Source organism: Kitasatospora sp. NPDC101157 (assembly GCF_044768255.1).
GTDB lineage: Bacteria > Actinomycetota > Actinomycetes > Streptomycetales > Streptomycetaceae > Kitasatospora.
Genome location: NZ_JBIWPL010000038.1, coordinates 23,790 through 44,930, shown reverse-complemented (window position 1 = coordinate 44,930; position 21,141 = coordinate 23,790). Strand labels below are relative to the sequence as shown.

The following is a 21,141-nucleotide window of genomic DNA, read 5'->3' as shown; positions in this document are numbered from 1 at the left end:
AGCCGAGGATCAGGTCCACAGGCCCATGAAGCGATAATAGGCTGCCGGGCGGCATAACCCCGGAATTCCCGTTCGCCGGCTGCTGCCCCGGCTCCAGCTGGGAAAGCAGCCGAACTGCCAGGAGTCGAAGCCGAGGCCGAGCCGGTTCAGGGTCCCCAGCCACGGGTTGCACCGGCCCCGCTCGGAGTGGATCGTCAACTTGCCTTCCTCGACGCCCTGTTCGGCGACGGTGCCCTAATTGAAGCGCCGGGCGACCTCCTCGCTCTCGCAACCGGCCACCTGCGGGGATCAGAGACGGCAAACACCTGTATCCGGGTGGCCGTTTTCAGGGATCGCCACCACCCCGGACCACCGCGGCTGCGCCGTGTCCGGGACCGGCTCACCACCAGGCCCCACCGCCCCGGTCTCCTCCACCTGAACGGTGGTAGTGACCGGCGCGGCTCCTCCTCGGATACCGTGTTCCTACACGGGGTGCCATAACGGATGTGGCGCCCCCTACGGAGGTAGCCAGCGTATGAGTTCCAAGCGCAGTCGGAATCCAGCCCTGCCCGTCCTGGACGACGCATACCGGCTCGCGTCGGTCAAGGACACCGAAGAGTCCACCCGCGACTTGGCCGCACGGCTGGCCACCACCGAGCTGCGCCGCGCCTCCCACCCCGGCCGGATCACCTGGGATCCCATCGATCAGGCCGATCCCGTACCGGCCCCGCCGACTGTGGTCGACGGTGACGGGGACCTGTGGCTGCGGGACCGGGGCACCGGCACCTGGACCATGCCCGAATTCGACCCGAAGACGTTCCCGGCCCGCTGTGGCGAGGTTCTGACGTGGAATCAGCTCGCCTGTGAGTACGGCCCGCTGACCGCACTGGCCAACGACCGCCACATCGGCGGCGGCGGCCGCCGCCGATGACCGCGCCGCCCTCTGAGTAGACCGCACCCCGGAAGGACACCGACGCGGCCCTGACAGTGGCCCTTCTCCCCGACCGGGCGCGGATCGGGCAACACGGTCCGGCGGTTGTCCTGGCCGTGTGCCCGCTCTGAGGTGTTGCGTGAGCCGGCGGGCAAGCAAACCGCCGCCACGGGATGCCTGACCTGACTGGTGATGCCCTGGGAGCAGGCCCACAGCAGCGGCCGAGGCGGAGCACACCTGCTCCCTGGTGGGGCCGCTGAGCTGCACTGATCTTCGTGAAGCACGTCGCAGTACCCGGAAGTCGGAAGTTCCCGCAGTTCGCAGTAATTCGGTCAGTACAGAGGATGGACAGAGGGGACAGAGCGCCATCAGGATCGCCCGGCCCGTGAAGCATCACCCGGGCGGATTCCGAAGACCCCCAAGGTCATCCTCGAAGACCAACTCGAAGAAGCCCTGCGCATCAACGAGCAACTGCGCTCCTCCCAGCACGGCCAGGGAACCCCCCGCCGACACCTGACCCGCCCACCACGGCGACGAGACCGGCCCGCGGTGGGCGACAGCCGCGCACCGCGGGCCGCCCCAAAGACGGGTCCGCCGTTCCGGTGCACCGGACGACCGTTGCGCACCGTTCCGGCCGCCCGGCACCTGCCGCACCGTCGCAGCACCTGCTGCACCGCCGCGGCGCCGACCAGATGCTGGGGTGAGTCCTACCCCTGTGGAAGCCGCTTCCAGGCAGCGGGATTCCAGGGTCGGGTGAGACCGCACCACCTGCGCGTCCACTGCCCGGGCCTCCCCCGGCGAGACGCGGGGCCGGAAGCAACGGTGACGGACACTGCGAGCGGACAGGGCGATGGCCGGCGCATCGGCGCCGACGGGACGGTCCTAGAAGCTGAGCAGGCCGATGGCGTGGCCGTCATGGTCCACCACCGGCCACACATCCAGGCCTCGGGCGCGCATGGCGGCGGCCGCCGCGTCCGCGAGCATGTCGGCGGTGGCGTACGGGGCACGGTCGAGGACGATGTCGCGCACCGGGGTCCGCTCGGTGTACCAGGAGCGGGCCTGGAACGGCGCGAGGTGCAGGCGTGTCAGCAGCCCCGCACAGCGGCCGTCGTCGTCGCGGACCAGGAGGTGGTCGGTGCCGGAGCTCTGCAGGACGTCCATCGCCATGTCGACCATGACGTCGTCGCTGATCTGCAGCTCAGGGCATTTCATGAGGTCGCCGACCGTGGCGGCGGTCTCGGTACGTTCGAGGGTGATGGTCATGGGCAGACTCCTTCGCGTGTCCACCGCCGGGACCGGCGGTGGGCAGGGCGCTAACGGTGGGACGGCCGGCGGGTTCGCCGGAGCGGACCGAGAATGCTGTTCGCTTGGTGAGTGGTGGGGCCGGGACGCGGCGGCAGTCCCGGCCCCCACGTACGTGCTAAGCGGCGAGGGCGACGCGGCGCGGTGCCCGGCGGCGGCCGGAGGAGCCCTTGTTGTCGCGGCCCGTGGCGGTAGCGCGGGTGTCGACTCCCGCGCGGGCGGGGCGGCCGCGGCGCCCGCGGCTCGTGGGCGCGTTGCGGCGGGGGCGTTCGACGACGGGGGCGGCGATCACGGTCGGGATGCCCGTGGGCACCCGGGCGCCGGTGATGCGCGCCAGGTCATCGTCGCCGGCGCTGACGCGGGTGGTGACAGGGGTGATGGCGGCCGTGGCCATCATGCGGGCCATCTCGCGGCGCTGGTTGGGCAGCACAAGGGTGACGACGGTGCCGGACTCGCCGGCGCGGGCGGTGCGCCCACCGCGGTGCAGGTAGTCCTTGTGGTCGCTCGGCGGGTCGAGGTTGACGACCAGGTCGAGGCCGTCGACGTGGATGCCCCGGGCGGCGACGTTGGTGGCGATCAGCGCGGTGACCTGGCCGGTGCGGAACTGCTCCAGGGTGCGGGTGCGCTGCGGCTGGGACTTGCCGCCGTGCAGGGCGGCGGCCTTCACCCCGTTCGCGAGCAGGTCCTCCACCAGGCGGTCAGCGCCGTGCTTGGTGTCGATGAACATGATCACCCCGCCCTCGCGGGAGGCGATGTGGGCGATCGTGGCGGCCTTGTCGTAGTTCTGCACGTGCAGCACGTGGTGCTCCATCGTGCTGACCGCCCCTGCGGACGGGTCCACCGAGTGGGTGACCGGATCCTTCAGGAAGCGGCGGACCAGGCGGTCGACGTTGCGGTCCAGGGTGGCGGAGAACAGCATCGTCTGGCCGCCCTCGGCGACCTGTTCGAGCAGTTCGGTGACCTGCGGCAGGAAGCCCATGTCGGCCATCTGGTCGGCCTCGTCGAGGACCGTGACGCCCACCCCGTCCAGCTGGCAGTCACCACGCTGGATCAGGTCCTTGAGGCGACCGGGGGTGGCGACCACGACCTCGGCCCCCTGGTTCAGGGCGTGGGCCTGGCGTCCGATCGACATCCCGCCGACCACGGCCGCCATGCGCAGCCGCACGGCGCGGGCGAACGGGGTGAGGGCCTCGGTGACCTGCTGCGCGAGCTCGCGGGTGGGCACCAGCACGAGGGCCAGCGGCCGGCGCGGCTCCGCGCGCCGGCCGGCGGTGCGGGCCAGCACGGCGAGGCCGAACGCGATGGTCTTGCCGGAGCCCGTGCGGCCTCGTCCGAGGACGTCACGGCCGGCCAGCGAGTTCGGCAGCGTGGCGGCCTGGATCGGGAACGGCACGGTGACGCCCTGGCGGGCCAGCACCGACAGCAGCGCCTTCGGCATGTCCAGCTCGTCGAACGCTTCGACGGCCGGCAGCGCCGGGGTGCTGCTCACCGGCATCGCGAACTCGCCCTGCAGGGACGAGCCCCGACGGGAGTTGCGGCCGACGGCGGGCCGGTCGCCGTAGAAGGAGCTGCCGCCGGAGCGGGATCCGTAGGAACTGCCGGAGCGGGCGGAGGCCGAGGAGCGGGAGTTGGTGTTGCGGTACGGGGAGCGACTGGAGCGGCTCATGGGAAACCTTCCTGGGGCGGCGCGTCACGAGGCGGCTCCGCAGCGCGGGGCGCCGGCAGGAGGTCGCGAGGAACGGGCCGAAAGTATGGAGAGGGCGGGGCGTGGACGGTGAAACCGTGCGGCACGTCACCTCAGGTCCGCGCTCACCGCGAAAGGCAAGGAGCGAAGATCCTCGAACCGTGAGTGTCACGGCAGGGCGCCGATCCGGACGCGGCGCGGGGCGTCTCGCGTGGGGATGGCCGCCGGTGGCGGAGCCAGGGGGCCAGAAACGGCCGGGACTGTGCGTCGTGGCGCAATGCCGAGGGGCCCGCACCGGGCATCATGTACGCGGTGCGGGCCCCTCGCTACCAGGCGGGTGCCGTGGCGAAAAAACTACAGCGGACGAATGTTCTCGGCCTGCGGGCCCTTCTGGCCCTGCGTGACGTCGAACTCGACCTTCTGGCCCTCGAGCAGCTCACGGAAGCCGTTGGCGTTGATGTTCGAGTAGTGGGCGAACACGTCAGCGCCGCCACCCTCCTGCTCGATGAAGCCGAAGCCCTTTTCCGCGTTGAACCACTTCACAGTGCCATTAGCCATAAAGAAATCTCCTTCAAGGGGCTGTCCGAAACCCGCACAGCGCGGACTTCGAGTCGCCGCGATGAGCACCCACCCGGGGAAGAGCCGGGAAACAAAAAGGCGCCTGCGAAACATCAGCAGGCGCACACAAAGTTCATGGGAACCACTACTGCAACTACAACGACTCTAGCAGGTCCAGGCTCGCGACGGGCAGAAATTCCACCCCCGGTTCTGCAGGCCCCCTTCCCCGGGGCCATAGGGCGCGAGGCGAGATGACCGCCAACACGCATGAGACACCGCCTAGTTGGTCTGGCAGCTCCGCCCCCTCGGTGCCCGCGACCCACCCTCCTCAAATGGGCGAGCCCCACGGGCGCCAAGGACGGACGTGCCCCGCCGCGCCGGCCACGCAGCGCGCCCACCGGCGTCATCCATGATCATTTCGGACGGCGTACGCGAAACTCCTGCCGCGGCTCAGAAATCGATCGCACCGGAGAGACCCGCTCCCGCGATTTTCGGCGCATACTGCAGGGAATGAGAAGATCTGTAGCAGTCCGCCGCGCCCTGCCCACCAGCCCCTTCAAGGCCCGGATCGAAACGCCACGCAAGCACTTCGCCGTCGGCGACCGCGTCACCCACGACACGTACGGCCTCGGCCGGGCCATCGAGGTCGAAGAGGACAGCGACATCGCGGTACTCGTCGACTTCGGATCGCGACGCGAACGCATCACCCCGCCCTACGCCACGATGTACAAGCTCTGACCCGAGACCGACGTGGTCCTCCGAGGCGGAGGGTACGCGCGACGCCGAGCTGGCCGCGCGTCCCCTCCGGATCGGATGGGCGCCGCCCGCAGCGCCTCTGAAACGGTACCGGCGGTGACCGGCAAGGCACGTGAGAGGGGCCGTTCATGGCCTCGACGACGAACCGCTGGCGAGGACTGTCCTCGCCCGTAAGACATCTACGGCCACCTCACCACCGAGGCTGCCCGCGACGCCGTCGACACCATCGACCGCGCCCTCACCGCCGCCGACCAACCAGTGCCCACCCCCATCCGGCTCCCCCGCCCGAGAACATCCGGGACTCACGCATCCCGGATCCCCAGGCAACACACCACGGATAAGGGTCCGACACGGAAGGCAAGTTGATGCCTACGCCCGAAGGGCAAAGAAGATCCATCCCAGGTCCCCGATATCACCATGGACTCACACGGCCCCGAAAACGCATCAAGGCCGTTTTCGCATCACTGCGAAAACGGCCTCCGACCTGCGAAAATGCTGGTCGGGACGACAGGATTTGAACCTGCGACCTCTCGACCCCCAGTCAAGGGGTTCACTTACGGCAGCCGGGACCTCAAGGTCTCGGCTTTCTTTTTGCTCAACCACTTCGATGCACGAGTGAGTTGGGACTTCATGGCGGAAGTAACGCCCCGATGCACTGACAGTGGCTCAGTGTTTACTTTGCACACAAGTGTCCATTTCGGATCACCGGCGTCCATGGGCGTGGACTCCACCATCGTCCCACCAGCACGCCGCCGAAGCGCATAATGAGGGGATCTCCCACGCCCACAGGAGCCTCCCCGAGGCGTCGATACCGAGCCCGACGACCACGGCCTGGAGCGCTCCCGCGGCGGGCTGACCACAAAGCTGCAGCTGGCGACCGAGCAAGGGCGCGCAAACCGCTGTTCCTGCTCGTCACCGCTGGCCAGCGGCACCGCAGCCCCAGTACCAGTCGGTCGAAGACGACACCCGGGTGCCCGAACCGGGCGGCGCTTGGCTTTGATCAGTCACCGTAGCCACCCGGTAACCCGCCCGGTGCAGCCCCACAACACAAGCCCTGTGCCGGCGCGTGTCGTGGGGCTATGGCTTGGGTGACAGCCGTCCCGCCGGATCGGTTCACCTCCTGCACTGTCCCTGCCGCCCGCAGGGCTCCTCGGCCTGCTCGGTGAACACCTGCTGGGCCGCGTGGCAGCTGGCGTGCGGCGCGGTGGAACGGGCCGGACGGGATCAACTGTGCTGCAGGCAGCGCTTGAGCTCGTTGAGGTCGTAGAAGCGGCTGTCCTTGGCGACGGGCTTGCAGGAGGGCTTGAAGGCGGTCTCCTTCTCGTTGTAGAGCATGCGCACGAGGTACCTGGCGGGCTCTCCGGGCGCAGGCGTGTTCGCGAACAGATCCCACTGGATGTTCGCGGCCATCGGTGCGACGTCGGCGCCGCGCCACGGGTTGTTCGCGTAGGAGTACGGCGTTCCGGGCTCGGCGGGCTCGGTGCTGCCGGGCAGGCCCATGAGGGCGGCGAGCGGTTCGATCTCCTCGGCGTGGGTGAACCGGAGCACCGCGCCCCTGTCGCTGGTGCCTGCGGCCTTGGCTCCCGCCTGGGCGAGGAGGTCGTCGAGGAGGACGCCGGCCATCCCGTAGGTGATCGTGCGGCCGCTGAAGGCGGGGCCCTTCTGGTAGAACTCCTCGGCGTCGTCCAGGTAGGCGAACCACTGGGCGTCGCGCGGGGTGAGGAAGCGGGTGAGGTCGACACCCGGTGCCTCGACGCTCAGATCGGGCGCCGCGCTGTAGAGCTGGTACAGCGAACGGGCGAAGGACACCTGCTCCTCGTCGGACATCGCCGCGATGAAGTCGTCCTGGAACAGGCGCGCCGCGACGTGCCGCGCGGCCTCGGCGGTTCGCGGGTCGTCCTCGATCCGCGCGAGGACGGCGGCCAGATCCGGGTCGCTCTTCAGGTAGGCCTGGTAATCGGCGTTCTGCGGCTGCTTGTGGAAGTACAGCAGGTCCTTGTCGGTGACCGGAGCCTTGATCAGACCGGTCAGCGCGGGATCGCCGGAGGTGAGACCGTCCGTGAACGCGTTGGCGCTCGCGACCGCGCGCGGGACGCCCGAGGTCTCCACCGCGATCGGCTCGTGCCGGGCTGCGATGGTGTGGAACAGCGACGGCAGTCGCTGTTCCATCCGCAGCGCGGTCTGGCGGTGCTCGTCAGCCCCGCGTGCGGAGAGATTGCCGTAGCCGAGGGTGGACGCGGCGTCCAGGAGTGATCGCACCTGCGGACCGAGTTCCGCGCCGAGGCCGGTGAGGGCGTTCTGTTGCTGGGCCGAGCGCAGGACGGCGAGCACCGCGTCACCGTCGTCGCTGTTCGTCATGGCTCGGGAGCCGTGGCGGGCGACGTTCTCGGTGAACACCGGGTTGAAGCCCTGCGGCGGCTTCTGGTAGCGGTTGGGCTTCTCCTGCGGTGCGTAGGGGGCCTTCGTGCCGTAGAGCTCCTGATGGGCGTAATGCGTACCGGTCCAGTCGCGGGCTGACGCGGTACCCGCGGTGGACAGCACGCCGGCGCTCAGGGCTACGGCGACGACGGCGGAGACGGTGGCGTGACGCTTCATGTCGTCCTTCGGGTTTGCTGTGTTCTGTCGGCCGGTGGTGGCGACCGGATCTTCGCAGGGATGGGGGAAAGATCGTGGGCACCCCTTGGGGTTCCGGGTGAAGGGCAGTTGAACGCTGGCCGTCGCCGGCTGCCGGGGCCGGTTCCGCCGGTGTCGGCTGGGCGGATGGGCGCGGCTGACGGCCCCGACGCCGCGATGTCGTGTTCGGTACCCGGTGGGCCTGCCCGTCTGAGGCAGAGCCACCGGGGCTTGGCCGGGGCCGACCGGTCAGGCCGGTTCGACGCAGAACAGCGCTGCCCGGACGTCGTCGACGCCGACGTCACCGCATCCGGCGACTCGGATGCGCAGCTGCTCGCCGGGCAGCAGGGTGGCAAGGCCACGGTCGGCCGTCGCCGAGGGGCTGAGCCGGTCGGGCTGGAGCAGCAGGTCACGGACCAGGGTGCGAGCGGTGACGGTGACCTCGACTGCACCGTCGATGTCTTCGGCCGGTGCGAGGGTGACGTCGAACTCGGGCTTCGGGTAGGCGAAGTGGCGGTCCGTGACGGCGATATGGACGGCCCGCTGCCCGTCCGCGTCGGCCACCAGTAGTTCGGTGGTCGAGCCTTCGGCCGGCAGGAGCTCCAGCGGGACCACCAGCCGGGTCACCGAACGGGCGTCCGTCCGCACCGGAAGTTCGGTCTGAGCCGTGATGGTGCCGTCCGCGGCGAGCCGGCGCAGCCGCAACACCGTTTCCCAGGTCTGTCCGGCCTGGTTGACGAGGGCGGCTTCGGGCGCGCCGGTGACGCCGGGCGGTTGGAGGGTGAGCAGACGGTCGGCGTACAGTCGTCGCAGCTCGTGGTAGAGCGGCTTGAGACGGCCGTCGCCGTCGATGGCGGCCCAGGAGGAGACCGGCCAGCAGTCGTTGAGCTGCCACACGATCGTGCCCGCGCAGCGTGGCCAGTGGGAGCGCCAGTGTTCGATGCCGGTGGCGACGGCGCGGGCCTGGACGACCTGGGTGAGGTAGTGCCACCGGTCGAAGTCCGTCGGGGGTTGGAAGTGGCGGGCGAGACCGCGGTCGAGCTTGTCGTTGCCGTCGTCGGCCTTCTGGTGGTGGAGCATGCCGGGCGAGTCGGGTGCCAGGGCCTCCCCGGGCAGGGCTCGGCGCAGGGTGGCCAGGGCGGGCGGGGCCTGCCAGCCGAACTCGGCGACGAACCGGGGGACGTTCTCGCGGTACTCGCTGTAGTCCCGGCGGTTCCAGACCTCCCAGGAGTGGTGGGTGCCGTGGTCGGGATCGTTGGGGTGGTGGTCCCAGCTGCCGGACCAGGGGCTGCCGGCCGTGTACGGCCGGGTGGGGTCGAGTTCGGCGACGGTCCGGGGCAGCAGGCCGAGGTAGTAGCCCTCGCCCCAGGAGTCGCCGGCGAGTTCCGGCTCCCAGTCCCAGTCGCGGAAGCCCCAGAGGTTCTCGTTGTTGCCGTTCCACAGCACCAGCGAGGGGTGCGGCATGAGGCGGACGACGTTCTCCCTGGCCTCGGCCTCGATCTCGCCGCGCAGCGGCTGCTCCTCGGGGTAGGCGGCGCAGGCGAAGAGGAAGTCCTGCCAGACCATCAGGCCGAGTTCGTCGCAGGCGTCGTAGAAGGCGTGGTCCTCGTAGATGCCACCGCCCCAGACCCGGATGAGGTCGATGTTGGCCTCGGCGGCACGGGTGAGGCGCTCCCGGTAGCGAGTGGGGGTGACGCGGCTGACCAGGGTGTCGTCGGGGATCCAGTTGACGCCGCGGGCGAAGAGGCGCTCGCCGTTGACGACCAGGGTGAAGCCGGTGCCGTCCTCGTCGGGGGAGCGGTCGAGTTCGACGGTGCGGAAGCCGATCCGGCGGTGCCAGGTGTCCAGCGGTTCGGTGGCGTCGGAGAGGGTGACGTCGAGGTCGTACAGCGGCTGCTCGCCCCGGCCGCGCGGCCACCACAGTTCGGGACCGGGGACCTCCAGGACGAGTACGGCGGCGTCGCCGTCGAGCACCGTTTCGGCACTCGTGCCCGCGACGGCAGCCCGGACGGTGAGCGGATGGGTCGTGCCGGTGGCGGTGCGCTCGACGGTGAGGTGCAGTTCGACGCGGCCGTTGCCCTCGGCGACCGTCACCAGGGGCCGGACCTGAGCGATGCGGGCGGTGGACCAGTGCTCCAGACGGGCGGGGCGCCAGATTCCGGCGGTGGGCAGGGTCGGGCCCCAGTCCCAGCCGAAGCTGCTGGCCATCTTGCGGATGTACTGGAAGGGCTCGGGGTAGACGTTGGGGCGGGCGCCGGTGAGTGCCCGGGTCTCGGCGGCCTCCTGATAGGCACTGGTGAAGTGGACGGCCAGCTCGCCGGCCAGACCGGTGACGTCGAAGCGGTAGCTCCGGTGCATGTTGCGGGTGCGGCCGAGTTCCGCCGCCCCGAGGGTGATCCGGGCAGCGGTGTCCAGGCCGGCGAACACCAGGTCCGTGCGCTCGTGGGCGCTGACCGGCGCCACGCGGGTGGTGTAGGTCCAGTCACGGCGGCCGACCCAGGCGACATCGTTCTCGTTGGCGGCGAGGAACGGGTCCGGGATCAGTCCGGCGTTCAACAGATCGGTGTGAACGCAACCCGGGACCGACGCGGGCACATGCTCGCCCTCGTACTGCAGGGCCCAGCCCTGGTCGAGCTGAGTGACTTCCTTCATGGTGCGGCTCCTGTCCGGTGGCCGGGCTTGTCGGTGGCGCCAGTGACGGTGGTCCGCATGGCAATCTCTGTCTGTTAACCGGTTAGGTTCACTATCTTGGCCACTAGAAGCGGCAATTGCAAAGGACGTGACAGCCTAGTGGCTAAATCGGTTCACCAGCCGCGTTCGACGTGACTGCCGGGGACTGGTCCAGCGCGGTCTTCCCGCCGCCGCGCAGCCGGCGCGGGGGCGGGGCCCGTCGGTGCGTCGGCTCCGGACGCGGGCGGCTCAGATGGCCGGCACCTGCACCCAGAACCGGACGTCGTTGCCGAGGTTGGCGGAGTTCGAATCCAGCCTGGCCTTGATCCAGTAGACGGCGGCCTTGTAGCGGGAGATGTCGGCGGTGTCGGGGTTGCTCAGACCGGAGGCTCCGTTGCGATGCCCGGCGAACCAGGTGTCCAGGCCGTAATGACCCTGGCCCTGGTGCAGGCAGGAAACATCCTGGCTCAGGCTGGAGTTGAGCGCGGCACCGTTGTTGTACTGCGCCGCCGACTGGCCGGAGAACTGCCCGCACGACGTCCTGAGCATCAGCCAGTTCTGCTTGAAAATTCCGAAGTTCGCGGAGTCCGAAGACTTGTTGTCGCCGTACGGGTAGTCGGTGGCCATCCGGTCGCTCTCCAGCATGGCGATCGCGAGGTCGAGCGAGGTGGCACCCACTGCCCGTACCTGGCCCTTGCGGCTGCCGAGACCGCTGACCAGGTAGGAGCCGCAGGGCATGCCCGAGGGGCAGGCGGTGCCGCCGCCCCCCGTGTCGGCCCGCGAGCCGCGGACGACACAGGACTGGTTGTTCTCCCATCCCCAGCCGTCGCCGTCCGGATCGCTGGCGCTGCCGTTGACGCAGTACGGGTATCCGTTGGGTGCGGTATCAGCGGATGCGGGCTGGGCGAAGGCCGCAGTGGCGGCGAGGGTGGCGAGTGCGGCGCCGAGTGCCTGGGGAACGCGGTTCATGACGGTTGCTCTCCTGGTTCGCTGGCACCCCCGGGCCGACGGCGCCCGCCCGGGGGTGGGGTGGGTCAGTAGGTCGTGCAGGCTGATCCGTTCAGCGCGAAGGCGGTCGGTACACCGTTGGTCCCCGGCGTCGACGTGCCGGTGAAGCCGAACGCGACCGTGCCGCCGGCTGCGATGGTCGTGTTGTAGTCGGGCGGATTGCTCGCGGTGACCTGCTTGCCGTTCTGGGTTCCGCGGGTGTTCCACATGGCGGTGACGGTCTGCCCACCGGGGAAGGCGAACACCAGCTGCCAGCCGTCGACCGGAGTGGAGCCCGTGTTCCTGATGGTCACGTCACCGTTGAAGGAGGCTCCCCAGTCGGACAGGCCGTAGTGGACGGCGCAGGCGCCCGCCGGGGTCGGGCTCGGAGAGCCTGAGGGGCCGCCGCCGGGGGAGGGCGACGCGGAGCCGGTCGGGGTGACGAGCCCGCTCTTGGCCGCCATGCGGTCGGAGTGGTCGCGGAACACAGCCAGTTCGGGCGCGCCCGCCCGAACGCCGAACGTGCCGTCGCCGTCGTGGTCCGCGTACCACCAGAAGGCGCTCCCGTCGCCGTCGGCCGCCTCGAAGTCCATGTAGAGGGCAGTCCACCAAGCGGAGCGGTCGACGTTCTGGACGTTGAACTCACCCATGAAGAAGGGTTTTCCGACCACGTTGTGCGAGTCGCGGATCCAAGCCCGGATGAGCGTCCTGGTCTGGTCGATCGTCAGGTTCGCCCAGGGCTCGGTCGGGTACGGGTGGGCCGAGGTGTAGTCGATGTACGGCGACTGCTGCACGGCCACGAACGGATTGCCCTCGTCACCGCCGAACCCGTACGCGGTCCCGTGGCCCTCGATGCCGACGCCGAGCAGGTGCTTGCCGTCGATGCCCTTGACGAAGGCCCCCATCTCGTCGACCCAGGCCCGCAGGGTGGTGCCGCCGGTGTCCTCGGCGGCGCCCTGCCCCTGGTAGCGGGGCTCGTTCATGAGGTCCCAGGCGAAGATGGTCGGGTCGTCCATGTACCTGACGCCGCTGTAGTGGTTGGTGCGGTTGAGCACGTGGCCCACGTAGTCCTTGTACGAGGTGAAGCAGCCGGGACACCGCTTCCTGTCGAAGAAGGCCGCCCGGCCGGGCTGGCCGCCGGACAGCCCCTCCCACTGCAGGCGGCTGTCGATGCCGCCGTAGGCCTCCCAGTAGTTCTCGAACACCGGTATCAGCTTCAGGCCGTGGGCCCTGGCGGACTCGACGATGTAGTCGAACTGGGCGAACTCCTGCTCGTCGTACACGCCCTTGGCCTTCTCGAAGCCATGCCAGTTCTCGTGGCTGAACATCCACAGCCGGACCACGTTCACCTTGTCCGCCCGCAGGTTGGCGAAGTGGGCGTCGATGCGCGCCTTGTCCATGAACTGCGTCTCGGTGTCACCGGACCCCGACCCGAAGGTGAAGAGGTCGTAGGAGTCTGCGCCCGCGAAGTAGTACGGCTTGCCGTTCAGGCAGAAGTGGATGCCGCAGCGACTGGCGAAGGCACTCGTGGTGTCGGCCGCGGAGGCGGTTCCCCGGGTGGCTACGAGGCCCGCTGCGGCGAGAACGGCCGCGAGGAGGAGCGCCAGTGGCCAGACGCGGCTTCCGGCGGCGGAGTGTGGTTGGTGGTGCACGCGCGTCCCGGACGGGTGGGTGGTGGGTGAAGGGACCCCGGCGCCCGGTGACTCCACCGGGAACACGTCGGGGGCGGTGCGGCCCCGGCTCGGGGTGCGCCGGCCGGCACGGGGGAAGTCGGCGACAGAGCCCGGCCACGGCTTCGATTAACCGCTTAATGCAGACGGACCGTACGGCTGCCTATAGCTGCCCGTCAATAAGCGGTTAACCGTTTGTTGCAATGAGCTTGCCGATCGGCCGCTGTCGTGGGTGGGCGCGTAGTAGCTTGGGGGCATGTCCCAGCAGAAGAATCCCGCCGCTCGGCGGCCGACCATCACCGACATCGCGAAGATCGTCGGTGTGTCCAAGGTGTCGGTTTCCAACGCGCTCAACGGCCGGCCCGGTGTCTCCGAGGCCACCCGGGCCCGGATCGAGGCCGTGGCCGAGGAGATCGGGTTCGTGCGCAACAGCGCGGCCCGGGCGCTCAGCGGGGCGACGGCGGCGGCGGTGGGCTTGGCGCTCGCCCGACCCGCGCGGATGCTGGGCACCGAGCCGTTCTTCATGGAACTGATCGGCGGCATCGAGAACGTACTGTCCGACGCCTCGTACTCGTTGGCGCTCCAGGTCGTCGCGGACCACGAACGCGGCCTGGAGACCTACCGGCGCTGGTGGAGCGAGCGGCACATCGACGGCGCGATCCTGGTCGACCTGCGCGAGGACGATGCCCGGGTGCCCGCGCTGGAGGCGCTGGGCCTGCCGACCGTGGTGATCGGTCACCCGTCCGGGGCGGGCTCACTGACCCCCGTCTGGTCGGACGACGCCGCCGCAGTGCGGGAGACCGTGGAATACCTGGCGGCCCTGGGCCATCGGCGCATCGGCCGGGTGGCCGGGCTGGAGGGCCTGGTGCACACCTCGATCCGGGACCGTGCCTTCGCCACCGCCAGTTCCGAACTCGGCCTGGACCCCGCGCCCACGGCGCACACCGACTACACGGGCGAGGCCGGGGCGCGGGCCACCCGGCGCCTGCTGCTCTCCCCCACCCGTCCGACGGCGATCCTCTACGACAACGACATCACCGCCGTCGCCGGCTTGTCGGTGGCCCAGGAGATGGGGCTCCAGGTCCCGCGCGACCTGTCGATCGTCGCCTGGGACGACTCCCCGCTGGTCCAGGTGGTCCGGCCGCCGCTCACCGCGCTGACCCGCGACATCCACGCATACGGCGCGAACGCAGCCCGCACTCTGCTCGCCCTGATCGCCCGCGGGCGCGGCGAAGGCTTCGAGGACCGGTCTCCTCGGCTCACCCCGCGCGGGAGTACGGCGCCGCCGTCTGCCTGACCTGTCAGGTACGGGCAGGCGGGCCGGTGGTCCCTCGCGGGACCAGCACCGGGGCGTCGGAGACCCGCGAGCGGGCCCGGCCGTCGTCCAGGAGCTCTAGCAGGCAGCGAGCGACCTCGGCGCCGAACGCAAAGGGGTCGTAACTGAGCGCCGAGAGAGCCGGCCTGGTGATCCGGCACAGGTCCGAGTCGTCCCAGGCGACCAGCGACAGGTCCTCGGGAACCCGGAGGCCGAGCTCGCCCGCCACCGCAAGGCCGGCCACCGCCATGAGGTCGTTGTCGTACACGATGGCGGTCGGCCGGCCGGCGTCGGCCAGCAGTGAGCGGGTCGCCGTGGCGCCCTCGTGTGCGGACAGGGCGGTGTGCACGCTCCTGGCGTCCTCCAGCCGCAGTTCGGCGGCGGTGGACGCGAACGCCTCCGCGCGGACGATCGACTGGCCCAGCATCACCGGCCCGCCGACGTGCGCGATCCGGCGGTGGCCGAGGATCGACAGGTAGCGCACGGCCTCCGCCATGGCCATCGCGTCGTCGTGCCACACTGCCGGGAAGGGGCCACTGAGCTGCGGAGGCGCAACGGCGACGACGGGCATGCCGAGCCGGTGGACAGGTTCGATCCGCGGGTCGTCGCTGGTCACTCCGACCAGGACCGAGCCGTTCACCTTGCCGGACTGCCACCACTGCTTGTACAGCGCGATCTCGGCGTCGAGGTCGGGGGCCACGTGCAGCAGCAGGGAACAGGGCCGCTCGGTGAGCACACTCTCGATCCCGCCGATCAGCGCCATGTGCACCGCGTCCAGAACGGTGCCGGCGGCGGCGCGAGTGAGCGCCATGCCGATGGTGTGGACCCGGTGCCCCTGAGCGAGGGACCGGGCCGCGAGATTGGGCGACCAGCCCAGTTCGCGGGCGGCCTCGACGATCCTCTTGCGGGTGCCGGCGGAGACGCCGGGCCGGTCGTTGAGGGCGAGCGAGACGGCGCCCGCCGAAACCCCGGCTCGGGCGGCGACGTCCCGGATCGTCACCCGGCTTTCCATGTGCGTTCCTTCCCGCGGCCCACTGGATGCGCGACGAGGCGCCGCACGGGTCCATCCTGTCAGGCGAGGTGACCCGTGCGGGACCACGGGCGGCGGGGAAGGGCGAGGGGCGACTGGTCAGCCGGCGCGGGGGCCGATCTCCCCGGAGCCGCGAGGGATCAGGCGGGTGGGGATCTCGATCCGGCGGGCCGCGCCGGTGTCCCCGGCCAGGCGCTCGAAGAGCGTACGGGCGGCCGCGGCACCGAGCGCGGCCGGGTCCTGGGCGACGACCGTGAGACCCGGCGTGAGCAGATCGGCCAGTTCCAGGTCGTCGAATCCGACCAGGGCGGGGCGGGGCCCGTCCGATGGAAGGTGGTGGAGCACGGCCAGGGTGATCCGGTTGTTGGCGGTGAGGAGGGCGGTGACCGGTGCCGCTCCCCTGGTCAGCCGGTCGACGGCGGCCGTGACCCGGGCCGCATCGGTGGGTCCGGTGTCGATCCACCGCTCGTCCACCGGCAGCGCGGCGTCGGCCATGGCCCTCCGGTAGCCGCGCAGCCGCTCGGCACTGGTGTGGATGCGGGCCAGGTCCCCGATGAAGCCGATCCGCCGATGGCCGTGCCGGATCAGGTGGGCGACCCCGGTCCGGGCGCCGCCCGCGTTGTCACTGAGCACGGCGTCCGCCTCGATGGCCGCCGCCGGGCGGTCGAGGAAGACCACCGGGGTCCCGGCGGCGGATTCCGGAAGCAGGTAGCGGTGGTCGTCCCCGGTCGGCACCACGATCAGGCCGTCCACCCGGCGGGCGCAGAAGGCGAGCGCGAGGTCGCGCTCACGACGCTGGTCCTCGGCACTGGAGCCGGTGAACAGGAGGCAGCCGTGCTCCGCGGCCACGCCCTCCACCGCACGGGAGAGAGCGGAGGAGAAAGGGTCACCGATGTCCTCCAGGAGCAGGGCGATGCTGGCGGTGCGGCCGGTCCGCAGCAGGCGGGCACTGTCGTTGCGGCGGAACCCGAGCCGGTCGATGGCGGCCCGCACCCGCTCGGCCGTCGCGGAGGCGACGCCGCTCTCGCCGTTCACCACCCGGGACACGGTCTTCAGGCCGACGCCGGCCTCCACAGCGACGTCCTTCATCGTGGGCCTGGTGCCGTATCCCCTGCTCATGCCCGGCAGCATACGGCGGAAGCGCCGGCCGCTCCGAGGACCAGGTCGCACCAGGCCGCGGCGAGCAACCGGTGCCCGTACGGGGTGGGGTGGACGCCGTCGGCGGCGATCCGGCCGGGTGCGCCCACGGAGCGCGCGGCCTGGTTGAGCAGGCCGTCGGCGGCCAGCAGGAGCGCGTCGAACTCGGTGGCGAGCCTGCGGACGGCGTGGATGCGCGGGTCGAGGTCCTCGCGCCAGGCCCACTGCTCGGGGGTGACGGGGACGAGGAACGGTTCGATGAGCAGGATCCGGGCGTCACAGTGTTCACGGACCCGGCCGAGCAGTTGCCGGTAGGTGTCCTCCCACAGGCCGGGGGGCGAGGCGAGCCCGGAGTCGTACCGGCGCCAGGTGTCGTTGACGCCGATCATCACGGAGAGCAGGTCGGGCCGGTGGGCCAGGGTGTCGCGGCCCCAGCGGTCGCGCAGGTCGTGGATGCGGTCGCCCGAGACCCCCAGGTTGAGAACGGTCGCACCGCGGTGTGCGGTGTTCAGGGCGGCCGCGGCGAGCGCCGCATAGCCGTGGCCCAGGGAGGCGGGGTCGCCGCGGTCACGTCCGGCGTCGGTGATGCTGTCGCCTTGGAAGAGCACGATGGCGTTGAGCGGCAGGTCGGATGGCATGCGGTCCTCGGGCGGCAGGCTGCCGCGCCCGTCGGGCGGTGGACGGCGGGTGCGGCGGCGGGGGCGGTGTGGGGGCCGGTCAGCCGGCGGCCATCGCCCTGGCGTGGGCGGCGAACAGCTGGGCGGTGGTGCGGGTGGGGTTGGCGGGGTCGTTGTTCCACATGATGCGGTGGCCGTCGTAGTCCGGGTAGAAGGAACCGTCGTCGACCCGGGAGGTGAGCAGCCAGAACTGGTCGCCCGCACCGCCGCCGGTGCGGACGGCGTCGGTCCAGGCGGTGTAGGCGGCGTCGCGGGCGGCGGTGTCGGGGATGTCCCGTGCTGCGTCGATCTGGAGCCCGAACTCCTCGACCACCACCGGCTTCCCGAGTGCTCGGCCGGCGGCGAGGTGGTCCTCGATCCAGCGGGTGCCCCAGGAAGTGGCGTCGGTGCCGGGCTTGCCGACCCTGGTCTCGCCCCAGTTCTGCGGGTAGACGTGGACGGTGCCGTAGTCGACGGCGGGGAGGGCGACCAGTTCGTTCCACCGGACGCCCTCGTAGTCCGAGTAGGGGTAGTCGGTGTGTCCGGGCCGTCCGAAGAAGCCCTCGTCGCCGACGGCGAGCAGTTGGCGGGGGGCGAGCGACTTGACGTAGGCGCTCATCTCGGCGGCCCAGGCGAGCAGGGCGACGCCGCTCTTGTCGCTGCGGCACCGCGGTTCGTTGGCGAGTTCGAAGGCCATGACGGTGGGGTCGTCGCAGTAGCGCAGGCCGGTGTAGCGGTTGCGGTGCTGGACGAGGTGCTTGGCCCAGGCCCGGTAGCAGGCCTTGATCCCGGGGTCGGTGTAGAAGCGGTCGTGGTTGACACTGTCGCCGTAGGAGTCGTCGGGCAGGCCGAGGAACCAGTTGACGTACTGCTGCATCCCGCCGTAGTCCGGCCAGTTGTTGACCAGGGGCAGGACGAGACGGATCCCGAGCTGCCCGGCCTTGTGGACGGCGTAGTCGAGGGAGTCGAGCGCCTCGTCGTCGTAGCTGTGGGGCTTGGGCTGCAGAGGGCGGTACGAGCGCCCGGAGCCGTCGGCGAACGCCCAGGCCCGGACCACGGCCAGGCCCATCACGGCGGCGTCGTCGAGGACCGCGTCGATCATGTAGTGGGACTGCTGGTGCAGGTAGTAGCAGTTGGTGCCGCCGAAACGGAACCGTTGTGCCGCCAGGCGGAGTTCACCGCCGTGGGTGGTGACGAAGCCCGCGTCTCGGCGGCCGGGTCCGGCGAGCGGCGCGGGCTCGGCGGCGGCCGGCGTGGTCAGGGCCGGGACGGCGGCCAGCGCCAGGGTGGCGGAGGCGGCGCCGAGCAGCGATCGGCGGGTGGGGGCGGGGTCGGTGGTGCCGGGAAATGCGTTCACGGGAAGGGACCTCCGAAGTGGGCGCCTGGCGGCGCCGACGGGTGGCAGTGGTGCGGTCAGACGGCAGGGTGCTCGGGGACGCGGGCCCGGTAGAGCGTGGCGGTCCCGCGCAGCTCCGCCTGAGCGCCGGTGGCCGAAAGGAAGGCACTGTCCCCTCGGCGCAAGGTGAGCGATCGCCCCGGGGACCGATGGAGTTCGGCGCTGCCCTCGGTGCAGAGCAGGATCTGCGGGCCGTCGGCGGCGAGGGTGGCGCGGCCGAGGAGGTCGAGCCGGGAGAGCGCGAACTCGGCGGCCGGTGTCCGGTAGTGGAGTTCACCGTCAACGCCGCCGGTCGGGGGAACCAGGGTCGGTGGGCCAGGCCGGAAGTCGACGACGGTGGCGAGGGCCTGGACGTCGACGTGCTTGGGAGTCAGACCGCAGCGCAGGACGTTGTCGGAGTTGGCCATGATCTCCACGCCGGTCCCGTGCAGGTAGGCGTGCGGGACGCGGGCGTCGAGGAAGAGCGCCTGTCCGGGCCGCAGTCGCACGTGGTTGAGCAGCAGCGCGGCGACCAGTCCCGGATCACCGGGGTAGTCCCGGCCAGCCGCGGCGTACGCGGCGAAGGTGGCGGAGTGCGGGCCGGGGGTCCCGGCGGCGCGCTCCAGGGCGGGGGCGAGTTCCGCGACGGCCTCCTCGCCCCCGGCCCGGTCGGCGTCGAGCGCCTCGGTCAGGACGGTACGCAGGGCCGTCGCGGGGTCGGCACTGCGCAGGGTCGCGATCCACGGCGCTAGGGCCGGCGCGTCCAGGGAGGCCATCAGCGCGGCGGTGGCGGCCGGGTCGCGGAAGCCGCAGAGGGCGTCGAAGTCGTCGAGTGCGCAGAGCAGTTCGGGCTTGTGGTGGCGGTCGCGGTAGATGCGGTGGGCTGCGTCCCGTGGAACGCCTGCGGCCTCCTCGGCTGCGTACCCGGCCTCGGCCTGGTCTGCGCTGGGGTGGACCTGGACCGACAGGGCGTGCTCGGCGGCGAGCAGCTTGACCAGGAACGGCAGTCGGGCGCCGTAGCGCTGCGCGACCCGTCGGCCGAGTTCGTGGTGCGGGTCGCGGGCGATGACCTGGTCGAGGGGTTCGGGGCCGTTGCCGCGGTCCAGGGTGGACGGCGAGTCGGGGTGGGCGCCCATCCAGAGCTCGGCTTCGGGTTCGCCGGTCGGGCGGCGGCCGGTGAGTCGGGCGATGGCGGTGGTGGAGCCCCACGGGTAGGGCCTGATCCGGTTGGTGAGCAGGTCGGCTGCGGAGAGCGGGCCTGCGGCTGGAAGCGGATGGGCGGGGTGGTGCGGCGGGGTCACGGGCGGGCTCCGGTCTGAGGTGGTCCGGTCCGCCCCCGGGCTTCCTCACCCTCAGGAGGAGTCGGGGGCGGACCGGGGTCTGGAGCGGCATGTGGTCAGGGCATGCCGGGGGGTGCGGTGGTGCCGCGGGGTACGAGGACGGGGGTCGGGGCGGGGCCTGCGGCGGCGGCGCGGCGGTCGAGCAGGGCGAAGAGGCAGCGGGCGACCTGGGCGCCGTAGCCGTGGACGTCGTGGCTCATCGCGGAGAGCGCGGGATGGGTGAGTCGGCACAGTTGGGAGTCGTCCCAGGCGACCAGGCTCAGGTCGTCCGGGACGGTCAGTGCGAACTCGGCGGCGACGGCGAGCCCCGCGACGGCCATGATGTCGTTGTCGTAGAGGATCGCGGTCGGCCGCCGGGTTCCGGAGGCGAGCAGTTCGCGAGTGGCGCTGGCGCCGGCCTGGCCGGAAAAGTCGGTGGGCAGGCTGCGCGGCTCGTCCAGGCCGAGTTCGGCCGCGACCTGTTCCAGTGCGCGCCCCCGTATCGCGGAGTGTCCCAGCCGTGGGTCGCCGCCGACGCGGGCGATCCGGCGGTGGCCGAGCAGCGCGAGGTAGCGCACGACCTCCTCGACCGCGGCGGCGTCGTCCGTCCAGACGGAGGCTGTCGAGCCGCCGGTGAGTTCGGGGTGGCCGGCCGCGACGACGGGCATGCCGATCCGGGCCAGGGCGGGAATTCGAGGGTCGTCCTCGACGAGCAGATCAACCAGGACTGACCCGCAGACCCGCCGCTCGCGCCACCAGGTGTGATGGACGGCGCTCTCCTGAGCGTGGTCGCGCACCAGCCGCAGCAGAAGCGTGGCCGACCGTTCCTCCAGCACGCTCTGGATGCCGGAGACGAACTCCATGTAGAAGGGTTCCAGGCCGAGCTGGCGGGCCGGGCGGGTGAGTACCAGACCGACGGTGTCTCCCCGGCCGCCGCCCCCGGCCGGGCTGCGGGCGGCCTGGCCGGGCGCCCAGCCGAGTTCGGTCGCGGCCGCGCGGATCCGCGCGCGGGTGCGTTCCGACACCCCTGGCCGGTCGTTGAGCGCGAGGGACACCGCCCCCGGCGAGACCCCGGCGCGCTCGGCGACGTCCCTGATGGTGGTGCGCTCGCTCAACTGCGGCTCCGCTCATCGGCTCGGCGGTGACGCGGCGCAGGTGC

General features: G+C 71.2%; 16 protein-coding genes. 3 read left to right on the top strand and 13 right to left on the bottom strand.

The genetic code is table 11. The annotated features are described in order from the left end of the window. Positions 1-514 precede the first annotated feature (514 nt). Complete coding sequence (locus tag ACIRVF_RS39900) at positions 515-910, top strand: hypothetical protein (protein WP_402829415.1); 396 nt, start codon at positions 515-517, stop codon at positions 908-910. Positions 911-1,792: 882 nt separating this feature from the next. Here the strand turns inward: ACIRVF_RS39900 and ACIRVF_RS39895 are convergent. The 3 genes from ACIRVF_RS39895 to ACIRVF_RS39885 form a co-directional block, all read right to left on the bottom strand. Then, positions 1,793-2,173, bottom strand: a complete 381-nt coding sequence (locus ACIRVF_RS39895; RefSeq protein WP_402829413.1) for a CBS domain-containing protein — start codon at positions 2,171-2,173, stop codon at positions 1,793-1,795. Positions 2,174-2,330: 157 nt separating this feature from the next. After that, entirely contained in the window at positions 2,331-3,878 is a 1,548-nt protein-coding gene (locus ACIRVF_RS39890) for a DEAD/DEAH box helicase (protein WP_402829411.1), read from the bottom strand. A gap of 372 nt (positions 3,879-4,250) precedes the next feature. Then, positions 4,251-4,454, bottom strand: a complete 204-nt coding sequence (locus ACIRVF_RS39885; protein ID WP_035850027.1) for a cold-shock protein — start codon at positions 4,452-4,454, stop codon at positions 4,251-4,253. 510 nt (positions 4,455-4,964) lie between these two features. Between ACIRVF_RS39885 and ACIRVF_RS39880 the strand changes: the two genes are divergently transcribed. Continuing rightward, complete coding sequence (locus ACIRVF_RS39880) at positions 4,965-5,192, top strand: hypothetical protein (protein ID WP_402829409.1); 228 nt, start codon at positions 4,965-4,967, stop codon at positions 5,190-5,192. A gap of 1,242 nt (positions 5,193-6,434) precedes the next feature. Here ACIRVF_RS39880 and ACIRVF_RS39875 read toward each other — a convergent pair. From ACIRVF_RS39875 to ACIRVF_RS39860, 4 genes are all read right to left on the bottom strand, one after another. Beyond that, complete coding sequence (locus ACIRVF_RS39875; protein WP_402829407.1) at positions 6,435-7,805, bottom strand: histidine-type phosphatase; 1,371 nt, start codon at positions 7,803-7,805, stop codon at positions 6,435-6,437. A 267-nt stretch (positions 7,806-8,072) separates the two neighbouring features. Then, positions 8,073-10,475, bottom strand: coding sequence for a glycoside hydrolase family 2 protein (locus ACIRVF_RS39870; RefSeq protein ID WP_402829405.1), 2,403 nt, complete (start codon positions 10,473-10,475; stop codon positions 8,073-8,075). Positions 10,476-10,742: 267 nt separating this feature from the next. Beyond that, a complete protein-coding gene (locus ACIRVF_RS39865) occupies positions 10,743-11,462 on the bottom strand; it encodes a carbohydrate-binding domain-containing protein (protein ID WP_402829403.1) in 720 nt (239 codons plus the stop codon). Between the two features lie 65 nt (positions 11,463-11,527). Then, positions 11,528-13,132 carry a cellulose binding domain-containing protein gene (locus tag ACIRVF_RS39860; protein ID WP_402829401.1) on the bottom strand — a complete coding sequence of 535 codons (1,605 nt, stop codon included), beginning with the start codon at positions 13,130-13,132 and terminating at the stop codon, positions 11,528-11,530. Between the two features lie 274 nt (positions 13,133-13,406). On the opposite strand from ACIRVF_RS39860, the gene ACIRVF_RS39855 reads away from it, so the two are divergent. Next, positions 13,407-14,447, top strand: coding sequence for a LacI family DNA-binding transcriptional regulator (locus ACIRVF_RS39855; RefSeq protein WP_402829399.1), 1,041 nt, complete (start codon positions 13,407-13,409; stop codon positions 14,445-14,447). Positions 14,448-14,451: 4 nt separating this feature from the next. Here the strand turns inward: ACIRVF_RS39855 and ACIRVF_RS39850 are convergent, their stop codons facing one another. The 6 genes from ACIRVF_RS39850 to ACIRVF_RS39825 form a co-directional block, all read right to left on the bottom strand. Beyond that, positions 14,452-15,477, bottom strand: coding sequence for a LacI family DNA-binding transcriptional regulator (locus ACIRVF_RS39850; protein WP_402829397.1), 1,026 nt, complete (start codon positions 15,475-15,477; stop codon positions 14,452-14,454). A 117-nt stretch (positions 15,478-15,594) separates the two neighbouring features. After that, on the bottom strand, positions 15,595-16,614 hold the full coding sequence (locus tag ACIRVF_RS39845) for a LacI family DNA-binding transcriptional regulator (protein WP_402829395.1): 1,020 nt from the start codon (positions 16,612-16,614) through the stop codon (positions 15,595-15,597). Next, entirely contained in the window at positions 16,611-17,270 is a 660-nt protein-coding gene (locus ACIRVF_RS39840) for a GDSL-type esterase/lipase family protein (RefSeq protein ID WP_402829393.1), read from the bottom strand. Before ACIRVF_RS39840 ends, ACIRVF_RS39845 begins: the two co-directional genes overlap by 4 nt. 79 nt (positions 17,271-17,349) lie before the next feature. Further along, positions 17,350-18,645, bottom strand: coding sequence for a cellulase family glycosylhydrolase (locus ACIRVF_RS39835; protein ID WP_402829391.1), 1,296 nt, complete (start codon positions 18,643-18,645; stop codon positions 17,350-17,352). A gap of 56 nt (positions 18,646-18,701) precedes the next feature. After that, positions 18,702-19,964 (bottom strand): mannose-6-phosphate isomerase, class I, encoded by a 1,263-nt coding sequence (gene manA, locus ACIRVF_RS39830; protein ID WP_402829389.1) that lies wholly within the window; start codon positions 19,962-19,964, stop codon positions 18,702-18,704. Between the two features lie 95 nt (positions 19,965-20,059). Beyond that, positions 20,060-21,097: a LacI family DNA-binding transcriptional regulator gene (locus ACIRVF_RS39825; protein ID WP_402829387.1), complete on the bottom strand. Its 1,038-nt coding sequence runs from the start codon at positions 21,095-21,097 to the stop codon at positions 20,060-20,062. Between the last annotated feature and the right edge of the window lie 44 nt (positions 21,098-21,141).